General features: G+C 71.0%; 18 protein-coding genes and 2 tRNA genes. 9 read left to right on the top strand and 11 right to left on the bottom strand.

The window, feature by feature from the left end:
• Positions 1-14: 14 nt before the first annotated feature.
• From ACIQOW_RS08320 to dnaA, 11 genes are all read right to left on the bottom strand, one after another.
• Positions 15-88, bottom strand: a tRNA-Ile gene (locus ACIQOW_RS08320).
• 100 nt (positions 89-188) lie between these two features.
• Positions 189-265 (bottom strand) — tRNA-Ile (locus ACIQOW_RS08315).
• Between the two features lie 16 nt (positions 266-281).
• The gene (locus tag ACIQOW_RS08310; protein WP_401081094.1) at positions 282-1676 is read right to left on the bottom strand and encodes a class I SAM-dependent methyltransferase; all 1395 of its coding nucleotides are present in this window, start codon (positions 1674-1676) and stop codon (positions 282-284) included.
• A gap of 260 nt (positions 1677-1936) precedes the next feature.
• Complete coding sequence (locus tag ACIQOW_RS08305; RefSeq protein ID WP_317620161.1) at positions 1937-2698, bottom strand: DUF3566 domain-containing protein; 762 nt, start codon at positions 2696-2698, stop codon at positions 1937-1939.
• Between the two features lie 151 nt (positions 2699-2849).
• Positions 2850-5387, bottom strand: a complete 2538-nt coding sequence (gene gyrA, locus ACIQOW_RS08300; RefSeq protein ID WP_401081371.1) for a DNA gyrase subunit A — start codon at positions 5385-5387, stop codon at positions 2850-2852.
• 131 nt (positions 5388-5518) lie between these two features.
• A complete protein-coding gene (gyrB, locus tag ACIQOW_RS08295; RefSeq protein ID WP_188297685.1) occupies positions 5519-7534 on the bottom strand; it encodes a DNA topoisomerase (ATP-hydrolyzing) subunit B in 2016 nt (671 codons plus the stop codon).
• 268 nt (positions 7535-7802) lie between these two features.
• Complete coding sequence (locus tag ACIQOW_RS08290) at positions 7803-8342, bottom strand: DUF721 domain-containing protein (RefSeq protein ID WP_049654619.1); 540 nt, start codon at positions 8340-8342, stop codon at positions 7803-7805.
• A 165-nt stretch (positions 8343-8507) separates the two neighbouring features.
• Positions 8508-9641, bottom strand: a complete 1134-nt coding sequence (gene recF / locus ACIQOW_RS08285; protein WP_188297686.1) for a DNA replication/repair protein RecF — start codon at positions 9639-9641, stop codon at positions 8508-8510.
• Positions 9642-9698: 57 nt separating this feature from the next.
• Complete coding sequence (gnd, locus tag ACIQOW_RS08280) at positions 9699-10574, bottom strand: phosphogluconate dehydrogenase (NAD(+)-dependent, decarboxylating) (RefSeq protein WP_401081087.1); 876 nt, start codon at positions 10572-10574, stop codon at positions 9699-9701.
• Between the two features lie 252 nt (positions 10575-10826).
• Positions 10827-11957 carry a DNA polymerase III subunit beta gene (gene dnaN / locus ACIQOW_RS08275; protein ID WP_401081084.1) on the bottom strand — a complete coding sequence of 377 codons (1131 nt, stop codon included), beginning with the start codon at positions 11955-11957 and terminating at the stop codon, positions 10827-10829.
• Between the two features lie 931 nt (positions 11958-12888).
• Positions 12889-14751 (bottom strand): chromosomal replication initiator protein DnaA, encoded by a 1863-nt coding sequence (gene dnaA, locus ACIQOW_RS08270; RefSeq protein ID WP_401081081.1) that lies wholly within the window; start codon positions 14749-14751, stop codon positions 12889-12891.
• A 354-nt stretch (positions 14752-15105) separates the two neighbouring features.
• Here dnaA and rpmH point away from each other — a divergent pair, with 354 nt between their 5' ends.
• The 9 genes from rpmH to ACIQOW_RS08225 all read left to right on the top strand — a co-directional run bounded on the left by rpmH (position 15106) and on the right by ACIQOW_RS08225 (position 21914).
• Positions 15106-15243 carry a 50S ribosomal protein L34 gene (gene rpmH, locus ACIQOW_RS08265; protein ID WP_030305394.1) on the top strand — a complete coding sequence of 46 codons (138 nt, stop codon included), beginning with the start codon at positions 15106-15108 and terminating at the stop codon, positions 15241-15243.
• An 18-nt stretch (positions 15244-15261) separates the two neighbouring features.
• Positions 15262-15690 (top strand): ribonuclease P protein component, encoded by a 429-nt coding sequence (gene rnpA / locus ACIQOW_RS08260; RefSeq protein ID WP_049655849.1) that lies wholly within the window; start codon positions 15262-15264, stop codon positions 15688-15690.
• Positions 15687-16058, top strand: coding sequence for a membrane protein insertion efficiency factor YidD (gene yidD / locus ACIQOW_RS08255; RefSeq protein ID WP_223244501.1), 372 nt, complete (start codon positions 15687-15689; stop codon positions 16056-16058). Before rnpA ends, yidD begins: the two co-directional genes overlap by 4 nt.
• Positions 16055-17227 (top strand): membrane protein insertase YidC, encoded by a 1173-nt coding sequence (gene yidC, locus ACIQOW_RS08250; protein ID WP_401081076.1) that lies wholly within the window; start codon positions 16055-16057, stop codon positions 17225-17227. Before yidD ends, yidC begins: the two co-directional genes overlap by 4 nt.
• Before the next feature lie 82 nt (positions 17228-17309).
• Complete coding sequence (locus ACIQOW_RS08245; protein WP_401081073.1) at positions 17310-17840, top strand: protein jag; 531 nt, start codon at positions 17310-17312, stop codon at positions 17838-17840.
• A gap of 159 nt (positions 17841-17999) precedes the next feature.
• Complete coding sequence (gene rsmG, locus ACIQOW_RS08240) at positions 18000-18818, top strand: 16S rRNA (guanine(527)-N(7))-methyltransferase RsmG (protein WP_401081070.1); 819 nt, start codon at positions 18000-18002, stop codon at positions 18816-18818.
• 181 nt (positions 18819-18999) lie between these two features.
• Positions 19000-20073 (top strand): ParA family protein, encoded by a 1074-nt coding sequence (locus ACIQOW_RS08235; RefSeq protein ID WP_401081063.1) that lies wholly within the window; start codon positions 19000-19002, stop codon positions 20071-20073.
• Positions 20070-21164, top strand: a complete 1095-nt coding sequence (locus tag ACIQOW_RS08230; protein WP_401081060.1) for a ParB/RepB/Spo0J family partition protein — start codon at positions 20070-20072, stop codon at positions 21162-21164. The genes ACIQOW_RS08235 and ACIQOW_RS08230 overlap by 4 nt, the downstream gene beginning before the upstream one ends.
• A 132-nt stretch (positions 21165-21296) precedes the next feature.
• The gene (locus tag ACIQOW_RS08225) at positions 21297-21914 is read left to right on the top strand and encodes a GNAT family N-acetyltransferase (protein ID WP_401081057.1); all 618 of its coding nucleotides are present in this window, start codon (positions 21297-21299) and stop codon (positions 21912-21914) included.
• Positions 21915-22103 lie beyond the last annotated feature (189 nt).

The raw sequence follows: 22103 nt of genomic DNA, 5'->3' as shown, positions 1-22103 counted from the left end.
GGTACTTCTTGCAGTGGGCCTAACAGGACTTGAACCTGTGGCCTCTTCCTTATCAGGGAAGCGCTCTAACCGTCTGAGCTATAGGCCCTCACCGGACAGAGAGCCTACCCGACTCCGGCCGATCCATGGCCCCGCCCGATCCTGAACTACCGAAGGGCCCGGAGTGGATCACTCCGGGCCCTTCGCGGTGGTGGGCCTAACAGGACTTGAACCTGTGGCCTCTTCCTTATCAGGGAAGCGCTCTAACCGTCTGAGCTATAGGCCCTTGCCGCACTGAAAGATTAGCGGACCGACGGCCGATCTCCCAAATCCGGGTCGGCCGGGGTGGCGGCGGCACCCCCCGCGACCAGCTGCGGCGCACCGGCGGAGGGGCGCAGCAGCCACTCCTCGCGGGTCGGCGGGAGACCGGCCGCACCCTCCTCGGTGCTGCGGACGGCGAGGACCTGGTTGATCCCGATCCGGTTCTGCTCGAAGGCGAGCGCGGAGGCGGCCATGTAGAGCCGCCAGACCCGGGCCCGGCCGCGGCCGGCCAGCCGGACCGCCTCCGTCCAGTGCGCCTCCAGGTTGGCCACCCACTCGCGCAGGGTCAGCCCGTAGTGCTCGCGCAGCGACTCGACGTCCCGGACCTCGAAGCCGGCCTCCTCCAGCCTGGCGACGGTGGAACCGACGGGGGAGAGTTCGCCGTCCGGGAAGACGTAGCGGTCGATGAAGGGGCTGGGACGGTGCGGCTCACCGGGGAAGTCGGGGCGGCGGGCGATCTGGTGGTTGAGCAGCCGACCGCCGGGCACCAGCAGCCCGTACAGGCCCTCGGCGTAGACCCGGTACTGCTCCGCGCCGACGTGCTCGGCCATCCCGACGCTGGAGATCGCGTCGAAGGGCCCGTCGGTGATCTCCCGGTAGTCCTGGAGCCTGACCTCCACCCGGTCGGACAGGCCCGCCTCCTCGATCCGGGTGCGGGCCAGCGCGACCTGCTCCGCGGAGATGGAGACGCCGACCGCGGTGACCCCGTAGTGCTTCGCCGCGTGCAGCAGCAGTGAGCCCCAGCCGCAGCCGACGTCCAGCAGTCGTGTCCCCGGCCGCAGGCCGAGCTTGCGGCAGATCAGGTCGAGCTTGGCCTCCTGGGCGGCTTCCAGGCTCTTCGCCTCGGGCGTCCAGTAGGCGCACGAGTAGACCATCGACGGGCCGAGCACGAGGCCGTAGAAGTCGTTCCCGACGTCGTAGTGGTGGCTGATCGCCGCGCGGTCCCGGCTGCGGCTGTGCAGCCGTCCCTCGGCCCTGCGGACCTCCTCGCGGGGCGGTTCGGGTTCGAGGCCGACCGCCCCGGCCCGCAGCACGGCGGCGAGCGCCCGGCGGCCCCTGGCGCCGAGCACGTCGCGCGGCCCGAGGGCCAGGGTGCGGATCTCCGGCAGCTCGGCGAAGCGGGCGACGGCGGAGAGCGTCTCGTACAGGTCGGTGCCCGGGGCCAGTTCCAGGTCCCCCGAGACGTAGGCCCTGGCCAGGCCCAGTTCGTCCGGCTGCCAGATCAGCCGGCGCAGCGCCCTGCGGTTGCGCAGGATCACCGTGGGCCCCCCTGGAGGGCCGGCGACACTGCCGTCCCAGGCCTGGACCCGCAGTGGTACCGGGACCCCCAACAGCCCGTCCAGGGCCTCGACCAGTTGACCTGCGAGCTTCGCCACCGCGCGCCTCCGTCCAGTCGTCCTTCGGAACCTCAGCTGCCCCGGTCGACGGACCGGGGCGGGCCTGCGGCACTCCCAAGGTGCGGGACGGGCGGCACCCAGCTAATCCCACCGCGGCCGCCCGGTTTCCCGGCGGCACGCCGCGGGCGGCCGGCTGTCACCCGAAATGCCGACGGACCCCGCAGGCTGAAACAGCCTGCGGGGTCCGCGCATTCCGCCCGTGGACGGAAAACTGATCCGGGGTCAGGAACCGGCCGGAATCAGTCCTCCTCGGCCAGGGTGAGCTCGACGCCGCCGGTGAAGCCGGCCGCCGCGTTGTAGATGAACGCGGACAGCGTGGACAGCGCGGTCAGCAGGACGACGTCAACCACGGCGATCAGCGTGGTGAAGGTCATCACCTTGCCGAAGCCGACGTAGTCCATCAGGTTGACGCCGCCGCTGCTGTCCGAGCCGGTGACGTCCTTGAGGGTCTTGGTCAGCGAGTCGAAGACGCCGAGCGAGTCCAGCGTCATCCACAGCACGGCCGAGGCCACGATGATGATGATGCCGACGGCCAGCGACAGCAGGAAGCTGACCTTCATCACGGACCACGGGTCGACCTTGGTCACCCGCAGCCGCGCCTTGCGGGTCCTGCCGAGGCCGGAGCCGCCCACCACGGGGGCGGCCGCCGCGGGGGCGCCGGAGGGCCGCCGCGCCGCACCGGCGGCGGGGGTCCCACCGACCGGGGTCCCGCCGGGCGGGGTGTTCCCGGACGTCCGGGTGCCCCTGGGCGGGGTCGGCTGCCCCTTGGCGTACGTGGTCGGCTGCGAGAAGCCGCTGCCCGGGGCCGGACTGTTCGGCGCCGGGGGCGTCTGTCCGCCGTAGGTCGCACCGCTCTGGCCCGCTCCGCCGACCGGTGGCATCAGCGAGGTGGACGCGGCCGAGTGCTCGGTCGGCGGCTGCGGCACACCGTACGAACCCCCGCCCTGCGCGCCCGGACGGCCGCCGGAGGCTCCTCCCGCAGCACCCGTGGCTCCACTCACCTGGTCCTCCCGCACTTCCCAGCAGGACGGTGGTGCCGCCCTGCCTCGTCACTCGTCATCCAGCGCCCGGCGGGATTGCCCGGAACTGGTCGGCGTCCGAAGGCCGCCGCGTCCCTTCTCTGGACGCGACGGCTCCGGCTTGCGGTTCGGTTCAGGCCTCGACGTCCCCGTCGACCACCGTCACCGCGCCCTCGGCCGTCTCGGTGGACTCGGTACCCGCCACCTCGTCCTCCGCCGTCTCCTCGTCCTCGGCCTCCGCGTTGCGGGCCATGCCCACGACCGCGTCGCGCTTTCCGAGGTTGATCAGTTGGACGCCCATGGTGTCACGTCCGGTTTCACGAACCTCGGAAACCCTCGTGCGGATCACCCCACCAGAGAGGGTGATTGCCATGATCTCGTCGGATTCGTCCACCACGAGCGCGCCGACCAGCGAGCCCCGGCCCTCGACGATCTTCGCCGCCTTGGTGCCGTAGCCGCCGCGTCCCTGGACACGGTACTCGTCCACACCGGTGCGCTTGGCGTATCCGCCGTCGGTGGCGGTGAAGACGTAGGTGTCCGGCCGGACGACGTTCATCGAGAGCAGTTCGTCGTCCTCGCGGAAGGCCATGCCCTTGACGCCGGAGGTGGCGCGGCCGGTGGGCCGCAGGGCGTCGTCGGTCGCGGTGAAGCGGATCGACTGGGCCTTCTTGGAGACCAGCAGCAGGTCGTCCTCGGCGGAGACCAGCTCGGCGCCGATCAGCTCGTCGTCCCGGCCCTCCTCGTCCTGCCGCAGGTTGATCGCGATCAGGCCGCCGGAGCGCGGGGAGTCGTAGTCCTTGAGGGCGGACTTCTTCACCAGGCCGGCCCGGGTCGCGAGGACCAGGTACGGCTTGTCCTCGTACGTGCGGACGGCCATCACCTGGGCGATGTGCTCCTCCGGCTGGAAGGCCAGCAGGTTGGCCACGTGCTGGCCGCGGGCGTCGCGCCCGGCGTCCGGCAGCTCGTAGCCCTTGGCCCGGTAGACCCGGCCCTTGTTGGTGAAGAACAGGATCCAGTTGTGGGTCGTCGTCACGAAGAAGTGGTCGACGATGTCGTCCTGCTTCAGCTGGGCGCCGCGCACGCCCTTGCCGCCGCGCTTCTGCGAGCGGTACAGGTCGGAGCGGGTCCGCTTGACGTAGCCGCCACGGGTGATCGTGACGACGATGTCCTCCTCGGCGATGAGGTCCTCGATGGAGAGGTCGCCGTCGGAGGGGATGAGGGTGGAGCGCCGCTCGTCGCCGTACTTCTCGACGATCGCGGTGAGCTCCTCGGAGATGATCTCCCGCTGGCGGGTCGGCGAGGCCAGGATCGCGTTGTACTCGTCGATCTTGCGCTGGAGCTCGTCGTGCTCGTCCATGATCCGCTGGCGTTCCAGGGCGGCCAGGCGGCGCAGCTGCATCTCCAGGATCGCGTTGGCCTGGAGCTCGTCGATGTCGAGCAGGCCCATCAGGCCGGTGCGGGCGGCGTCGGCGCTCGCCGAGGCCCGGATCAGCGCGATGACCTCGTCGATCACGTCCAGCGCCTTGAGCAGCGCGCGCAGGATGTGGGCGCGCTCCTCGGCCTTGCGCAGGCGGAAGGTGGTGCGCCGGACGATGACCTCGACCTGGTGGTTGACCCAGTGCCGGATGAAGGAGTCCAGCGACAGGGTGCGCGGCACGCCGTCGACCAGGGCCAGCATGTTGGCGCCGAAGTTGGTCTGGAGCTCGGTGTGCTTGTACAGGTTGTTCAGCACGACCTTGGCGACCGCGTCGCGCTTGAGCACGACCACCAGGCGGGTGCCGGTGCGGGACGAGGACTCGTCGCGGACGTCGGCGATGCCGGCGATCTTGCCGTCCTTGACCAGGTCGGCGATCTTCAGCGCGAGGTTGTCCGGGTTGACCTGGTACGGCAGCTCGGTGATCACCAGGCACTGGCGGCCCTGGATCTCCTCGACCTCGACCACCGCGCGCATGGTGACCGAGCCGCGGCCGGTGCGGTAGTACTCGTCGATCCCGCGGCGGCCGACGATCAGCGCGCCGGTGGGGAAGTCGGGGCCCTTGATCCGCTCGACCAGGGCCTCCAGCAGCTCCTCGGCGGAGGCCTCGGGGTTCTCCAGGTACCAGAGCGCGCCGGAGGCGACCTCGCGGAGGTTGTGCGGCGGGATGTTGGTGGCCATGCCGACCGCGATGCCGGTGGCACCGTTGACCAGCAGGTTGGGGATGCGCGCCGGCAGGACGGTGGGCTCCTGCGAGCGGCCGTCGTAGTTGGCGGCGAAGTCGACGGTGTCCTCGTCGATGTCGCGCATCATCTCCATGGCCAGCGGCATCAGCTTGCACTCGGTGTAGCGCATGGCCGCGGCCGGGTCGTTGCCCGGGGAGCCGAAGTTGCCGTTGCCGTCCACCAGCGGCATCCGCAGCGACCACGGCTGGGCCAGGCGGACCACGGTGTCGTAGATCGAGGTGTCACCGTGCGGGTGGTAGTTGCCCATGACGTCGCCGACGACGCGGGCGCACTTGTAGTAGCCCTTCTCGGGCCGGTACCCGCCGTCGTACATCGCGTAGAGCACCCGGCGGTGCACCGGCTTGAGGCCGTCGCGGACCTCGGGCAGCGCACGGCTGACGATCACGCTCATCGCGTAGTCGAGGTAGGAGCGCTGCATCTCGGTCTCGAGCTCGACCGGCTCGATCCGCATGGTGATCTGGGTGGTGGCCTCGGCGGCCTCGGGGGTCTCGGGCTGTTCGCCATCGGGACGGTTGTCGTCGACCACTGGTGGTCAGTTTCCTTTCACGCGGACTGGTACGTGCGGGGCCTGCGGTGCAGGCGTCACACGTCCAGGAAGCGGACGTCCTTGGCGTTGCGCTGGATGAAGGAGCGGCGGGCCTCGACGTCCTCGCCCATCAGCACGGAGAACAGCTCGTCGGCGCGGGCGGCGTCCTCCAGGGTGACCTGGAGCAGCAGCCGGTGCTCGGCGTCCATGGTGGTGACCCGGAGCTCCTCGGCGTTCATCTCGCCGAGACCCTTGAAGCGCTGGATCGCGTCGTCCTTGGGCAGCCGGCGCCCGGCCTCCACCCCGGCGGCGATCACGGCGTCGCGCTCGCGGTCGGAGTAGGCGTACTCGAAGTCGTCCTTGCCCCACTTGATCTTGTACAGCGGGGGCATGGCCAGGTAGACGTACCCGGACTCGACCAGCGGCCGCATGAAGCGGAACAGCAGGGTCAGCAGCAGGGTGCGGATGTGCTGTCCGTCGACGTCGGCGTCGGCCATCAGGACGATCTTGTGGTACCGCAGCTTGGACTCGTCGTAGTCCTCCTGGATGCCGCAGCCGAAGGCCGAGATCAGGGCCTGGACCTCGGTGTTCTGGAGGACCTTGTCGATCCTGGCCTTCTCGACGTTCAGGATCTTGCCGCGGATCGGCAGGATGGCCTGGGTGCGCGGGTCGCGGCCCTGCTTGGCCGAGCCGCCGGCGGAGTCACCCTCGACGATGAAGATCTCGCACTCGGAGGGGTCCTTGGACTGGCAGTCGGAGAGCTTGCCCGGCAGCGAGGCGGACTCCAGCAGGCCCTTGCGGCGGGTCAGGTCGCGGGCCTTGCGGGCGGCGACGCGCGCGGTGGCGGCCTGGATGGACTTGCGGATGATGTCCGCGGCCTCGTTGGGGTTGCGGTCCAGCCAGTCGTTGAGCTGCTCGTGGACGACCTTCTGGACGAAGGTCTTGGCCTCGGTGTTGCCGAGCTTGTCCTTGGTCTGGCCCTCGAACTGCGGCTCGCCGAGCTTGACCGAGATGATCGCGGTCAGACCCTCGCGGATGTCCTCGCCGGAGAGGTTGTCGTCCTTCTCGCGGAGCAGCTTCTTGTCCCGCGCGTAGCGGTTGACCAGGCCGGTCAGCGCGGAGCGGAAGCCCTCCTCGTGGGTGCCGCCGCCGTGGGTGTGGATGGTGTTGGCGAAGCTGTAGACCCCCTCGGTGTAGGAGGAGTTCCACTGCATCGCGATCTCCACCGAGATCGCCTTGTCCTTGTCCTCCGCCTCGAAGTCGATCACCGAGGGGTGGATGACCTCGCCCTTGCGGGAGTTCAGGTGGGCGACGAAGTCGGCGATGCCGCCGTCGTACTTGTACGTGACGGAGAGCGGCTTGCCCTCCTCGTCCGCGTGCTCGACGCGCTCGTCGGTCAGCGAGATGGACAGGCCCTTGTTGAGGAAGGCCATCTCCTGGAAGCGCCGGGAGAGCGTCTCGAAGGAGTAGACGGTGGTCTCGAAGATGTCCCCGTCGGCCCAGAAGGTGACCGTGGTGCCGGTCCGGTCGGTCTCGGCGCCCTTCACCAGGGGGCCGGTCGGGGCGCCCATCTTGTAGTCCTGGGTCCAGATGTGGCCGTCCTTGTGGATCTCCACGGAGAGCCTGGTGGACAGCGCGTTCACCACGGAGACGCCGACGCCGTGCAGACCGCCGGAGACGGCGTAGCCGCCGCCGCCGAACTTGCCGCCGGCGTGCAGGACGGTGAGCACGACCTCGACGGCCGGCTTGTCCTGGCCCGGGACGATGTCCACCGGGATGCCACGGCCGTTGTCGACGCAGCGGATCGCTCCGTCGGCCATGATCGTGACGTCGATGGTGTCGGCGTACCCGGCCATCGCCTCGTCGACGGAGTTGTCCACGACCTCCTGCACCAGGTGGTGCAGGCCGCGCTCGCCCGTCGAACCGATGTACATGCCGGGGCGCTTGCGGACGGCGTCGAGGCCTTCCAGCACCTGGATGTTGCTACCGGTGTAGGAAGCCTGCTCGGACTGGTCTGGGGTCTGGCTGGGGTTGCCGGAATCGGCCACGAAGCGCCCTCTCTGGCACAGCACGGGCCGCAGGCCCACCCCGTGCGGGTGGGCGTGCGACCACAGCGTTTCGACTCGGTTGCCACTAGCAACAGTGTTTGGCTCTCAGTCTACCGGTACGACTGACAGAGATGGGCGTTTGGCAGCCCTTGAGGGCAGATACGCCGCCCTGAATCCCCTCGGGACATGTCCCGATACTCGCCCGGGGGGCCCAGGGCGCCTGGAAGGGCTGTCAGGGGTTCCGGAAGATCGCCATCCGATCAGCGTCCCCGACGGGCGTCCGACGGCCCGGTCAGCCCCAGGTGTCGCCCGGGCCCTTGCTCCCCGGCGCGCGCAGCCGGCCGTAGCCGCGGGCGGGCGCCGCCGGACCGAGCACCTTGATGGTCCGGACCGTCCCGTGGCCCAGTTCGTGGTTCAGACGGGCAACCAACTGCCGCGCCAGCCAGCGTAGTTGAGTGGCCCAGGCGGTGGAGTCGCACTGCACGGTGAGCACCGCGGCGGCCTCGTCGTAGGAGGAGGGGTGACAGTGTGCGGCGATGTCCGGGCCGACGATCTGCGGCCAGCGGCCCATCACCCCGCCGACCGCGGCCGAGGACTCCCAGCCGCGCTCGGTCAGCAGCCGGTTCAGCGCGGCCCCCAGCGGGACCGGGTCGCGACCGTCCGACCGGGCGCCGCTGCGCAGGCCGTGCCGCTTCGCCTCGCGCTTCTCCCTGACCTGCTCACCGCGCTGGCGGGCCTGGGCCCGGGCCGCCCGCAGCGCGGAGCGGGCGAGGTCGGCACCGGTCGGCGCGGGGGCGCCCGGCTCGGGGGAGTGCTCCGCCGGTTCGCTCACGGCGATCCCCTTTCCCCAGCCTGTGGACAACGGTCGCGGTCGCGCGCCCGCCGAGCCCTCCAGCCTACGGGAGCGGGCCGGACGGGTCGGTCCTGGAGGGGGCGGCGGCGCGCGGAAACGGTCGGGGTGCGGTGACGGCCGCGTGATGACGGTGAAGGACCGCGGTCAGGCGTCGATCCGGCGCACCGCGCCGTCGGCGACCGCGAACCGGGCACCTGCCAGTGCCTTCGGCACGTCCTCGGCGACCGCCGCGGTGACCAGTACCTGCTCGCCGCCGGCCACCAGCTCGGCCAGCCGGTCCCGGCGGGAGGCGTCCAGCTCGGCGAACACGTCGTCCAGGATCAGCACCGGCTCGCCGCCGTCGGCGCGCAGCAGCTCGTACGAGGCCAGCCGCAGCGCCAGCGCGAACGACCAGGACTCGCCGTGGCTCGCGTACCCCTTGGCCGGCAGCGGGCCGAGCTTGAGCACCAGCTCGTCGCGGTGCGGGCCGACCAGGGTGAGCCCGCGCTCGACCTCCTGCTTGCGGAGCGCCTGCAGCGCGTTCAGCAGCTGCTCCTCGGCCTGCTCGCGGCTGGTCGGCAGCTCGCCCTCGAAGGAGCTGCGGTACTCCAGGGCGGTCTCGCCGCCGCCGGGGGCCAGCTGCCCGTACGCGGCCGTCACCAGGGGCTGCAGGGCGGCCACCAGCTGGATCCGGAAGGCCGTCAACTCGGCGCCGGCCCGGGCCAGATGGCCGTCCCAGACCTCCAGGGTGGAGAGGTCGGCGCCCTTGCCGCCACCGGCCCGGCGGGCCATCGCGGCGGTCTTCAGCAGGGCGTTGCGCTGCTTGAGCACCCGCTCGTAGTCCTGCCGCACACCGGCCAGCCTGGGCGCCCGGGCGGTCAGCAGCTCGTCCAGGAAGCGCCGCCGCTCACCCGGGTCGCCCTTGACCAGGCTGAGGTCCTCGGGGGCGAACAGCACGGTGCGCAGCAGGCCCAGCACGTCGCGCGGGCGGACGTTGTCGGAGCGGTTGATCCGGGCCCGGTTGGCCTTGCCCGGGGTGAGCTCCAGCTCGACCAGGGTGGAGCGGCCGCGGTCCACCACCGAGGTGCGGATCACCGCCCGCTCGGCGCCCAGCCGGATCAGCGGCGCGTCGGTGGCCACCCGGTGGCTGCCCAGGGTGGCGACGTAGCCGATCGCCTCGACCAGGTTGGTCTTGCCCTGGCCGTTGGGCCCCACGAAGGCCGTCACGCCCGGGTCGAGGGGAACCTCGGCCCGGGCGTACGACCGGAAGTCGGCGAGCGACAGGTGCGCGACGTGCATGGCTGTGGACTGCGCCCGCCTTCTCCTGGGGGACCTGCTGGGTCGTCTGGACTCGACTTACTTGGACTCGACCGCGTGGCCGCCGAACTGGTTGCGCAGCGCGGCGATCATCTTCATCTGCGGCGAGTCGTCCTGGCGGGACGCGAAGCGGGCGAACAGCGAGGCGGTGATCGCCGGCAGCGGCACGGCGTGGTCGATCGCGGCCTCGACGGTCCAGCGGCCCTCGCCGGAGTCGGCGGCCCAGCCACGCAGCTTGTTGAGGTGCTCGTCCTCGTCCAGGGCGCGGACGGCCAGGTCCAGCAGCCAGGAGCGGATGACGGTGCCCTCCTGCCAGCTGCGGAAGACCTCGCGCACGTCGGTGACCTCGGGGGCCGCCTCCAGCAGCTCCCAGCCCTCGGCGAAGGCCTGCATCATCGCGTACTCGATGCCGTTGTGGACCATCTTGGCGAAGTGGCCGGCGCCGACCGCGCCCGCGTGCACCGAGCCGAAGTCGCCCTCGGGCTTGAGCGCGTCGAAGACCGGCTGGACCTTGGCGACGTGCTCGGCGTCGCCGCCGTACATCAGCGCGTAGCCGTTCTCCAGGCCCCAGACGCCACCGGAGACGCCGCAGTCGACGAAGCCGATGCCCTTGGCGGCCAGCGCCTCGGCGTGCTTGATGTCGTCGGTCCAGCGGGAGTTGCCGCCGTCGACGACGACGTCGCCGGGGGAGAGCAGCTCGGCGAGCTCGTCGACGGTCGCCTGGGTGGCGGCGCCGGCCGGGACCATGACCCAGACCACGCGCGGGCCCTGGAGCTTGGTGACGAGCTCCTGGAGGCTCTCGACGTCGGAGATGTCCGGGTTGCGGTCGTAGCCGATGACGGTGTGGCCGGCGCGGCGGATCCGCTCGCGCATGTTGCCGCCCATCTTGCCGAGACCGATGAGGCCGAGCTCCATGACCAAGTCCTTACCTGTGGTGACGTGCCTGCCGGCGGCGCCGTTGCCGCACTCCCTGAGCCTACGCGCTGGAGCGGTCCGGACCGCCTGCGGTCGGGCCGAGCGGGGGAGACGTCCACAGGCTGTGCACAGCGGATGTGCACAGCCTGTGGACCACACCGGATGCGGCGGGATCAGCCGGAGAGGCGGACCGGCATTCCGTGTCCTGCGGGGGACGACCCCCACGCCCCCGGGATCATGCCCGCCCGGACATCAGCCGGAGAGGCGGACCGGCATGATCAGGTACTGGTACGCCTTGTCCTCCTCGGCGTCCACCGAGACCTTGCCGCTGAGCAGCGCCGGCTTGGTCGGGGTGGTGAAGCTCAGCTGGGCGAAGGGGGAGTCGATGGCCTTGAGGCCCTCCTCCAGGTAGCCCGGGTTGAAGGCGATCGAGATGGCGTCGCCCTCCAGGGAGGCCTCGATCCGCTCGGTGGCCTGGGCGTCGTCGCCCGAACCGGCCTCCAGCGTCAGCACGCCCTCCTCGAAGTTCAGGCGGACCGGGGTGTTGCGCTCGGCGACCAGCGAGACGCGCTTGAGCGCCTCAAGGAAGGGCTGGGTCTGGATCGCCGCGACCGCGTTGAACTCGGTCGGGAAGAGGCTGCGGAACTTGGGGAACTCGCCCTCCAGCAGCCGGGTGGTGGTCCGGCGGCCGGCGCCCTCGAAACCGATCAGGCCCTCGCCCGCGCCGCCCGAGGAGAGCGCGATGGAGACGGTGTCACCGCTGCCCAGGGACTTGGCGATGTCCTGGAGGGTCTTGGCCGGGACCAGGGTGACGGCGGAGATGTCCGACTGCTCGGGCTTCCACAGCAGGTCGCGGACGGCGAAGCGGTAGCGGTCGGTGGCGGCCAGGGTGATCCGGTCGCCCTCGATCTCGACCCGGACACCGGTGAGCACCGGGAGGGTGTCGTCCCGGCCGGCGGCGACCGCGGCCTGGCTGACCGCGGAGGCGAAGACGTCGCCGGCGACGGTGCCGGTGGCGGTCGGCATCTGGGGCAGGGCGGGGTACTCGTCCACCGGGAGGGTGGGGAGGGTGAAGCGGGAGCTGCCGCAGACCACGCTGACCCGCTGGCCGTCGGTGGAGATCTCCACAGGCCTGTTGGGAAGGTTGCGGGAGATGTCGTTCAGCAGCCGGCCGGAGACCAGGACGGTGCCGGCCTCCTCGACGTCCGCCTCCAGCTCGACCCGGGCCGAGACCTCGTAGTCGAAGCCGGACAGCGCCAGGCTGCCCTCCTGCGCGGTCAGCAGCAGGCCTGCCAGCACCGGCACCGGAGGCCGTGCCGGGAGGCTGCGGGCAGCCCAGGCCACCGCCTCCGCGAGGACGTCACGCTCCACCCGGAACTTCACCGGTAACCGCCTCCTGGATCGAGCGCTCCCGCTCGCACTCTGGTTCGTCTGATCTTGATCGTCGGTTCGGCTGTCCGCCGAGCGCTGCCGCTCCGCTTCCAGTCGCAAGGACAGTCTGACGTACTCCGCCGACAGACGGGGCAGACGGGCGGAAGCAACCCGAACAGTTGTCGGGGCGCGGTTGTCCACAGATTCGGGGCCCACCCACTTTGAAAGCAAGTCCGGGGTCTAAATGTGTAGTGGTAGTAGTAGGGCCTGTGGAAACCGTGGATAACCCCGTTTCCGCAGGTCAGACCCCAGATTTTGTCCACAGCGGCTGTGGACGGCGGCTGTGGACGGGCAGGCCTCGCTGTGGACAGCCGAGCGTTACCCACAGGCCACGCTGGGTATCCACAGGTTATCCCCAGGGCTGTCCCCAGATCCGGGCCCGGTTATCCACGGGCGCCGGTCAACATTTCGTGACGCCTTTCACACCAGGGTATGAACGCCAGCCCACGGTTGTCGAACTGTGGACGCAGCTGTGGACAACCTGGGGATAACCGGCCCGAGCCTGGGGACAAGCGGTGGACAACCCGGACGGCCCGCTGGCGGCCCCTCGATTGTCCACATCCTGTGGATAACCGTTGTGCACAAGTCCACAGGCACCTGACCTGCGCGGAAGAGCGTAGCGGCGACGGGCCTGTGGACGAATTCTGGATAACTCCGCACTCCCCACCCTGTGGACGGTGGAGAAGGGGCCTGTCCTGTGGACAACGGCCTTGCACGCCCTCGGTTTTCGAATCACCGGTCAGTTGTTCGGCGCGGGCTGCGGACTGGCGGACCGTCCGTCGACGGCATCCCTGCCCAGCCGGCGCGCGATGCACACCTGTGGACGCGCGAAAGGGCGTCAGGATGCGCTCCTGACGCCCTCGGGCCGCTCGCGCGGCGGTGGCTAGCTCTTGATGCGGTTGGTGAGTTCGGTGACCTGGTTGTAGATCGAGCGCCGCTCGGCCATCAGCGAGCGGATCTTCCGGTCGGCGTGCATCACCGTGGTGTGGTCGCGGCCGCCGAACTGCGCGCCGATCTTCGGCAGCGAGAGGTCGGTGAGCTCCCGGCACAGGTACATCGCGATCTGACGGGCCGTCACCAGCACCCGGCTGCGCGAGGATCCGCAGAGGTCGTCCACGCCCAGGCCGAAGTACGCGGCGGTCTGCTGCATGATGACCTGCGCGGTGATCTCCGGGCCCGCGTCCTCGTCCCCGCCCGGGATCAGGTCCTTGAGGACGATCCCGGCCAACTCCAGGTCCACCGGGGCCCGGTTGAGGTTGGCGAAGGCGGTGACCCGGATCAGCGCGCCCTCCAACTCCCGGATGTTGCGGGTGATCCGGGACGCGATGAACTCCAACACGTCGGCGGGAGCGTTGAGTTGCTCCTGGATCGCCTTCTTGCGCAGGATCGCGATCCGGGTCTCCAGCTCCGGCGGGGTGACGTCGGTGATCAGACCCCACTCGAAGCGGTTGCGCAGCCGGTCCTCCAGCGTGGTCAGCAGCTTGGGCGGCCGGTCCGAGGAGAGCACGATCTGCTTGTTCGCGTTGTGCAGGGTGTTGAAGGTGTGGAAGAACTCCTCCTGCGTGGACTCCTTGCTCGCGAGGAACTGGATGTCGTCCACGAGCAGGATGTCCATGTCCCGGTAGCGGCGGCGGAAGGTGTCCGCCTTGCCGTCCCGGATCGAGTTGATGAACTCGTTGGTGAACTCCTCCGAGGACACGTAGCGCACCCGGGTGCCCGGGAAGAGGCTGCGCGAGTAGTGCCCGATGGCGTGCAGCAGGTGGGTCTTGCCCAGCCCGGACTCGCCGTAGATGAAGAGCGGGTTGTACGCCTTGGCCGGGGCCTCGGCGACCGCCACCGCCGCCGCGTGCGCGAAGCGGTTGCTGGCGCCGATGACGAAGGTGTCGAAGAGGTACTTGGGGTTCAGCCGGGCGGCCGGCTCGTCCTTGCGGGAGCCGCCGGCCGGGGGAGCGCCGGGCGGCGCGGGCACTCCGGGGACGCCGGGACGCTCGGCGGAGCGGTCGGGGGCGGACTTCTCCGCCGGGCGGCCGCCGGAGGGGCGGGAGCCGCCGGCCCTGCGGCCGGCGCCGGTCCTGGGCTGCTCGTTCGGGCCCGGGCCGTAGGCGCCGCCGAAGAGGTCGCCCTGGGTGGTCGCGGGCGGTCCGGGGACGGGCCGCGGCGCCTGGCGGGCCGCGGGCTCCTCGGACTCGCGGTAGGCGGGCGGCTGCTCCTGGTAGCCCTGCCAGCCGGGGCCGCCGGGGGGGCCGCCGTACGGGGCCTGGCGCTGCTCGTAGCCGCCGGTGTCGTAGCGGGGGCGCTCGTAGTCCTGTGGGTAGGGCTGGTTCTGCTCGTACGGCTGCTCCTGCTCGTACGGCTGGTCCTGTCCGTACCCCTGCTGGTGCTGGTAGCCCTGGCCGCCGTAGCCGGAGGTGTCCTCCTCGGCCGGGCCGGGATAGGGCTCGGCGGGGGCCTGGAGGGCGGACGCGGGGGTGGTCGGCACCGCGTTGGCGTCGACCATCACGGCGATCCGGACCGGGCGGCTGAGCTCACGGCTGAGGGCCTCGGTCAGCTGCGGCAGCAGCCGGCCCTCCAGCACCTGCTTGGCCCGCTCGTTCGGGGTCGCCAGCAGGGCGGTGTCGTGCATCATCCACATCGGCTGGGTGCGCTGCACCCACTGTTTGTCCATCTCCCCGACATCGGGGTCGGCGACCAGCCGCTCGACGACCCTGGCCCAGACCGGGACGAGGTCGCTGTTGACATCAGCCACTGGTGCACGCTTTCCAAGAACAAACCAGACAAGTTCTGCAACGGTAGTCAGCGAACAGGGACGGATCAAGTCGTTGTCCACAGGCTGTGGGTAAGACGGGCGAAGGAAGCCGGTTTGACCCTCGGACCCCGTCCCGCGTACCGTAACCAGGTCGAGTTGTCGATGGCCGCTGCCGCATGTCCGCGGGTCCACCCGCTCCATAAGGCGCGCAGCACGGGCGCCGTGGATTGCCTCCAGACCCCAGCCGAACTGGGGCGATGGGGTCGGATTTCCGAATCAGGGGAGATCACGCGGACGCACGGTGACGGCCAAGCGATTCCCCGTCATCCTACGATTCACCTCAGGAGCCCCCGAGTGAGCAAGCGCACCTTCCAGCCGAACAACCGTCGCCGCGCGAAGACCCACGGCTTCCGGCTGCGTATGCGTACCCGCGCCGGCCGTGCCATCCTGGCCGCCCGCCGTGGCAAGGGCCGCAGCAGCCTGTCCGCCTGATCCGCGCCAGAGTCTGTTGTGCTGCCCTCCGAGAATCGGCTGCGGCGGCGCCAGGACTTCGCGACCGCGGTGAAACGCGGTCGCCGGGCCGGCCGGCCCCTTCTGGTCGTCCATCTCAGCAGAGACGGTGACCCGCAGGGGCAGACCGACCGGACCAGCGACTCCCGCCCGCACGTCGCCGAGGGGACTCCTTCGGCGCGTGCGGGTTTCGTCGTGAGCAAGGCCGTTGGCCCGGCGGTCGTCCGCAACCTGGTCAAGCGCCGGTTGCGTCACCTCGTTCGTGATCGTCTGTCCAGGCTGCCCGCCGGTAGCCTGATAGTGGTGCGTGCGCTGCCCCAAGCCGCGACCGCCTCGTACCAGGACCTCGAACGCGACCTGGACGCGGCACTGAAGCGACTGCTGAGGACGGAGCCCGCCGCCACGGCGCCGACGGGAGCAGGTCGATGAAGTACCTGCTGATGGGTCTGATCAGGGTCTACCAGTGGACGATCAGCCCACTGCTGGGTCCGGTCTGCCGTTACTACCCCTCCTGCTCGCACTACGGCTACGAGGCCGTGAAGGTGCACGGGGCGGTCAAGGGCGGCGGACTGACCGCATGGCGCATCCTGCGCTGCAATCCGTGGACGCCCGGCGGGGTCGATCACGTCCCGCCGCGCAAGCATCCGGTGTGGCACCGGCGGTTGCGGGACTGGCTGAAGAGCCGGTCCGCCACCGAGGAACCGGTGACCGCCACCCCCGCCGGTCCGGACCCCGAGGGCCCGGCGACCATTGGCCCCGAGCGGCCGATCCACCTGTCCAAGGAGCCTGACCGGTGACCTTCTCCTTCCTGAATCCCCTGTACACAGCGGTGTCCTGGATCATCGTCCAGTTCCACTCGCTGTACAGCCACATCTTCGACCCGGACGGTGGCTGGGCCTGGGGCCTCGCCATCGCCTCGATGGTGGTCGTCATCCGGATCTGCCTGATCCCGCTCTTCGTGAAGCAGATCAAGGCGACCCGGGCCATGCAGGCGATCCAGCCGAAGATGAAGGCCATCCAGGAGCGCTACAAGAACGACCGGCAGCGCCAGTCCGAAGAGATGATGAAGCTGTACAAGGAGGCGGGTACCAACCCGTTCTCCAGCTGCCTTCCCATCCTCGTGCAGGCGCCGTTCTTCACCGCCCTCTACGGTGTGCTCGCCAAGGTGGCCAAGAGCGAGCAGATCGGCGTCATCCACGGTGACCTGCTGGTGAGCGCCGGCAAGGCGCACATCTTCGGGGCCCCGCTCTCCGCGACCTTCCTCGGCAGCCCCGAGACCAGCGTCAAGATCGTCACCGCCGTGATGATCATCCTGATGTCGCTGTCGCAGTTCGTCACCCAGCGCCAGCTGATGACCAAGAACGTCGACCTCACGGTGAAGACGCCGTTCATGCAGCAGCAGAAGATGCTGATGTACGTCTTCCCGATCATGTTCGCCGTGATGGGCATCAACTTCCCGGTCGGTGTCCTGGTCTACTGGCTGACCACCAACGTCTGGTCGATGGGCCAGCAGCTGATCGTCATCCACAACAACCCGACTCCGGGCAGCAAGGCCTTCGAGGAGCGCCAGGCCCGCCTGAAGAAGGCCGGCCGGCTGCGTCCGGACGGTACGGAGATCAAGGGCGCGCTCTGGGGCATGCTGCCCCCGTCCAAGGAGGCCGTCAGCGCGGCGGCCAGCGCCGCCGCGGTGGTCGAGGACTCGGTGCAGGCGCGCCGCCAGCAGCCCCGCCGGCAGACCAAGGCGCAGCGCCAGCAGGGTGCCGCCGGGCAGCCCACGGCCGAGCCCGGCGAGGACGTCCCGGTGGAGGAGCCCGTCGACGAGGTCCAGGCCGACGCCGGCGCCAAGCCGGCGGCCGCCAAGCAGAGCACGGTCAAGCCGGGCGCGGCCAAGCCGGCAGGCACCAAGCAGGGCACCAGGCAGCAGCCGAAGCGCGGTGGCGGCCAGCGGCCGAAGAGGAAGTCCTGACCGGCCCCGGGGCCGTCGTGACAGCCGCGAAGAGCTTCGTTCCCGGCCCGCCAGACGGGCCCATCTCCGAAGGAGTCCATCAGTGACTGAAGGCACCACCTCCGCCGTCGAGGCCGAGGCCGCCGCCAGCGCCGACGAGAACCTCGTCTCCCGCCTGGAGCAGGAGGGCGACATCGCGGCGGACTACCTGGAGGGTCTGCTCGACATCGCGGATCTCGACGGTGACATCGACATGGACGTCGAGGGCGACCGTGCCCTGGTCTCCATCGTCAGCGACGGCAACGACCGCGCGATCCAGCGCCTGGTCGGCCAGGACGGCGAGGTGCTGGAGGCCCTCCAGGAGCTGACCCGGTTGGCTGTCCACCGGGAGACCGGCGAGCGCAGCCGCCTCATGCTGGACATTGCCGGCTTCCGGGCCCGCAAGCGCGAGGAGCTGGCGGTGCTCGGTGCCGAGGCCGCCGAGCAGGCCAAGAACTCCGGCGAGCAGGTCAAGCTGCGTCCGATGACGCCGTTCGAGCGCAAGGTCGTCCACGACGCGGTCGCCGCGGCCGGTCTGCGCAGTGAGTCCGAGGGCGAAGAGCCCCAGCGGTTCGTGGTCGTGCTGCCGGTCTGAGACCGGCAGGTCGATGACCGGTCGCCGCGGCGACCGGAAAGCTTCACCGGACGCGACCCCGTCCGCCTCGTGCGGGCGGGGTCGTCGTCCCTCCTGGGATGTTTCACGTGAAACAGTGCGTTGAGCGGGTCGGTGGATCCGGGGATCGGAGAGGTCGAGATGGACACGGAGAACGCGGCTGCCGGCCGGCCGGGGGCGGACGTGGACCCGGCCGCTGAGGAGCGGGCCGCCGAGGTGACCGAGCCGGGCGAGGCTCCGGCCGCCGCCCGGGAGGTCTTCGGGGACCGCTTCGACGCCGCGGTCCGCTACACCGAGCTGCTGGCCACCGCGGGCGTGCAGCGCGGGCTGATCGGGCCCCGCGAGGTGCCCAGGCTCTGGGACCGGCACGTGTTGAACTGCGCGGTGCTGGCCGAGCTGCTGCCGTCCGGGATCACCCTGTGCGACGTCGGCTCCGGTGCCGGTCTGCCCGGCATCCCGGTGGCGCTGGTCCGTCCGGACGTCTCGGTGACGCTGCTGGAGCCGCTGCTGCGCCGGACCACCTTCCTGGAGGAGGTCGTCCGGGAGCTGGGGCTGGACAACGTCACGGTGCTGCGCGGCCGGGCCGAGGAGATGGTCGGCAAGCTCGCGGTGGACGTGGTGACCGCCCGGGCGGTGGCGCCGCTGGAGCGGCTGGCCGGCTGGGGGATGCCGCTGCTGCGCCCGCACGGGCAGATGCTGGCGCTCAAGGGCGACAGCGCGGAGCAGGAACTGGCCGACTCGCGGGCCGGGCTGGCCAAGCTGGGCGCGGTCGAGTGCAACGTCATCGCGGTCGGCGAGGGCACCCTGGAGACCTCGACCCGGGTGGTCCAGGTGAAGGCGGGGGAGAGCCCCGGCGGGGTGAAGGCGGCGACCCGGCGCGCCAAGGCGGCCCGGGCGGGCCGCAACGCGAGCGTCCGCAACGGCGAGCGCGGCCGGGGCGGGCGGCGCCGCACCCGCTGAGCCGGGTGACGCCGGACTGACCGGACACGTACCGCACACGGGCGGACGGGCCTCCTGGAAGGGGGGACCGTCCGCCCGTCGTCGTCCGGGTGACGGGCGGGCCGATCGCCCCGGCCCTCGGCCGGATGGTGCCCCCGGGGACACCGGAGTGTCGCAACGTCAGATTTCCGGCATAGCGGGCATGGTGTTTCACGTGAAACGTCGATCCTTGCTCTCGGGCATCCTCCGCCGGGACCGGGCGGTGACTGTTGCCGCTCCGGTTTCACGTGAAACACTGACTCCCATGCAGGACTCGGAGACCGTCGACCAGATCGATGACACGCCCATCGCGCGGGCTGCCCAGGCTGCGGTTCAGGCGATCGGCCGAGCGGGCGAGGGACTGCCCCGGCCCGCCGCCACCCGGGTGATCGTGGTCGCCAACCAGAAGGGTGGGGTGGGCAAGACCACCACCACCGTGAACATGGCCGCCTCGCTCGCCATGCACGGCCTGCGCGTCCTGGTCGTCGACCTCGACCCGCAGGGCAACGCCTCCACCGCGCTCGGCATCGACCACCACGCGGAGGTGCCGTCCATCTACGACGTCCTGGTGGAGGGCAAGCCGCTGGCCGACGTGGTGCAGCCGGTGTACGACGTCGAGGGGCTGTTCTGCGTCCCGGCCACCATCGACCTGGCCGGCGCCGAGATCGAGCTGGTCTCCCTGGTGGCCAGGGAGAGCCGGCTCCAGCGCGCCATCGCCGCCTACGAGCAGCCGCTGGACTACATCCTGATCGACTGTCCGCCCTCGCTGGGCCTGCTGACGGTCAACGCCCTGGTCGCCGGCCAGGAGGTGATGATCCCGATCCAGTGCGAGTACTACGCGTTGGAGGGCCTCGGCCAGCTGCTGCGCAACGTCGAGCTGGTGCGCGCGCACCTCAACCCCGCACTGCACGTGTCGACCATCCTGCTCACCATGTACGACGCCCGGACCAGGCTGGCCGCCCAGGTCGCCGAGGAGGTCCGGACCCACTTCCAGCGCGAGGTGCTGAGCACGGCGATCCCGCGCTCGGTCCGCATCTCGGAGGCGCCCAGCTACGGGCAGACGGTGCTCACCTACGACCCCGGCTCGACCGGGGCGCTCTCCTACCTGGAGGCCGCCCGCGAGCTCGCGCTGCGTGCGGTGGGACAGGGCGGTTCGACGGTGGGTCAACAGCGGGACGGCCAGCCGGGGCACGGCGCCCCGAGGGCACAGTACGGCACGACGGAGGGTCATCAGTGAGTGGTCGCAGGGGTCTGGGGAAGGGGCTCGGGGCACTGCTCCCGTCGGCTCCGCCGGCGGTCGGCGGGGCGGCGGGACAGCCCGCGACGGCCGCGCCCGTACCCGCCTCGGTGGTGCTGGAACCTTCCGGCGCCGGAACGGTCTCGCCGACCGCGGTGCCGGTGCTGCCGTCCGGCCGGGGGACGGTGGCCGCCCGGGCCGCCGGCGTGAACCGACGGGAGCACGCCCCGTCCGAGCCGGCCGAGGTCGCCGGGGCGCGGTTCGCCGAGCTGCCGCTGGACGCGATCATCGCCAACCCGCGTCAGCCGCGCAAGGTGTTCGACGACGACAAGCTGGCCGAGCTGATCGCCTCCATCAAGGAGGTCGGGCTGCTCCAGCCGATCGTGGTGCGCCAGGCCGGGCCCGAGCGCTACGAGCTGATCATGGGGGAGCGCCGCTGGCGTGCCTCCCGGGAGGCCGGGCTGGAGCGGATTCCGGCGATCGTCCGGTCCACCGAGGACGACAAGCTGCTGCTGGACGCCCTCCTGGAGAACCTGCACCGGGCCGAGCTGAACCCGCTGGAGGAGGCGGCCGCCTACGACCAGCTGCTGCGGGACTTCTCCTGCACCCACGAGGAGCTGGCCGACCGGATCGCCCGCTCGCGGGCGCACGTCTCCAACACGCTGCGGCTGCTGAAGCTCTCGCCGGTGGTCCAGAAGCGGGTCGCCGCCGGGGTGCTGACCGCCGGGCACGCCCGTGCGCTGCTCGGGCTGCCGGACAGCGAGCGGCAGGAGGAGCTGGCCCGGCGGATCACCGCGGAGGGCCTCTCGGTGCGGACCACCGAGGAGATCGTCCGGGTGATGGTCCAGGAGCCGGAGAAGCCCAAGCGCCAGGCGCCGAAGGCGGGCAAGCTGAACTCCCCGGCCTTCAACGACCTGGCGAGCCGGCTGTCCGACCGCTTCGACACCCGGGTCAAGGTCGAGGTGTCGCAGCGTGCCGGCAAGCTGGGCAAGGGCAAGGTGGTGCTGGAGTTCGGCTCGGTGGAGGACCTGAACCGGATCCTGGACAGCATGGCCCCGGGCGAGGACGGTCTGCGGCTGTCGCAGGGCTGAGCCGGACCGGCCGGCCGAGGGCAACGACCCGATGGGTGCGTGTTCCACGTGAGCGCTGTTTCACGTGAAACACGCACCCATCGGCGTTCGTGGGGGAATGCTCGACCGTGAGAGGGAGGAGGAGGTGCGGCCATGGGACGCCGGATCGCTCCGCTGACACTGGACAACCTCGGGGACCTGCCGACCGGCTGCCGCTCCTGCGTCTTCTGGGAGCTGGACCCGGTCAGCGCGAAGGAGGCGGTGGAATCGGGCAAGCCCGAGCTGGAGAAGGAGGGGTGGGTCTCCACGGTGCTGCTGGAGTGGGGCTCCTGCGGCCGGATCGTCTACGTGGACGACCAACCCGCCGGTTTCGTGCTGTACGCGCCGCCCGCCTACGTCCCCCGCTCGCAGTCCTTCCCGACCAGCCCGGTCTCACCGGACGCCGTTCAGCTGATGGTCAGCCGGGTGCTGCCGGGCTACCAGCGCCAGGGGCTCGGCCGGGTGCTGGTGCAGACCGTGGCCAAGGACCTGATCGGCCGCGGGGTGCGGGCGATCGAGGCGTTCGGCTCGGCCGGGCGGACGCCGACCAGCTGTGTGCTGCCGGCCGACCACCTGCTGGCGGTCGGCTTCAAGACCGTCCGTCCGCACAACCGCTACCCCCGGCTGCGGCTGGAGGCGCGCACCACGCTCTCCTGGCGGGGGGACATGGAGGGGGCGCTGGAGCGGCTGCTCGGCGGCGGGCGCAAGGAGCCGGCGCTGCGGCCGTTCTAGCCGGGCCCGTGCCGGCCGTGCCCGTTGCCGCCGTGGGGACTGCCGGGCAGAACGACGGCGGCGGGGGGCCCCCCCCCGGGGGGGCCCCCCCCCCCGCGGGGGCCCCCCCCCCCCCCCCCCCCCCCCCCCCCCCCCCCCCCCCCCCCCCCGCCCGGCGGCGGGGCCCCGGGGATTGAGTAAAAGCCCCCC

The sequence above is a fragment of the Kitasatospora sp. NPDC091335 genome, assembly GCF_044757205.1.
Taxonomy (GTDB): Bacteria; Actinomycetota; Actinomycetes; order Streptomycetales; family Streptomycetaceae; genus Kitasatospora.
Note: the sequence above shows the minus strand (reverse complement) of the source record. Positions and strands in the feature narration are given on the sequence as shown.

Bases quoted from the DNA above. Each gene is read 5' to 3' on its own strand.
- gnd (WP_401081087.1), bottom strand. From the start codon at position 10,574: ATGGAGCTCGGCCTCATCGGTCTCGGCAAGATGGGCGGCAACATGCGC.
- yidD (WP_223244501.1), top strand. From the start codon at position 15,687: ATGAAGTACCTGCTGATGGGTCTGATCAGGGTCTACCAGTGGACGATC.
- ACIQOW_RS08225 (WP_401081057.1), top strand. From the start codon at position 21,297: ATGGGACGCCGGATCGCTCCGCTGACACTGGACAACCTCGGGGACCTG.
- rsmG (WP_401081070.1), top strand. From the start codon at position 18,000: ATGGACACGGAGAACGCGGCTGCCGGCCGGCCGGGGGCGGACGTGGAC.
- ACIQOW_RS08235 (WP_401081063.1), top strand. From the start codon at position 19,000: ATGGTGTTTCACGTGAAACGTCGATCCTTGCTCTCGGGCATCCTCCGC.
- recF (WP_188297686.1), bottom strand. From the start codon at position 9,641: ATGCACGTCGCGCACCTGTCGCTCGCCGACTTCCGGTCGTACGCCCGG.
- gyrA (WP_401081371.1), bottom strand. From the start codon at position 5,387: ATGCGGATCGAGCCGGTCGAGCTCGAGACCGAGATGCAGCGCTCCTAC.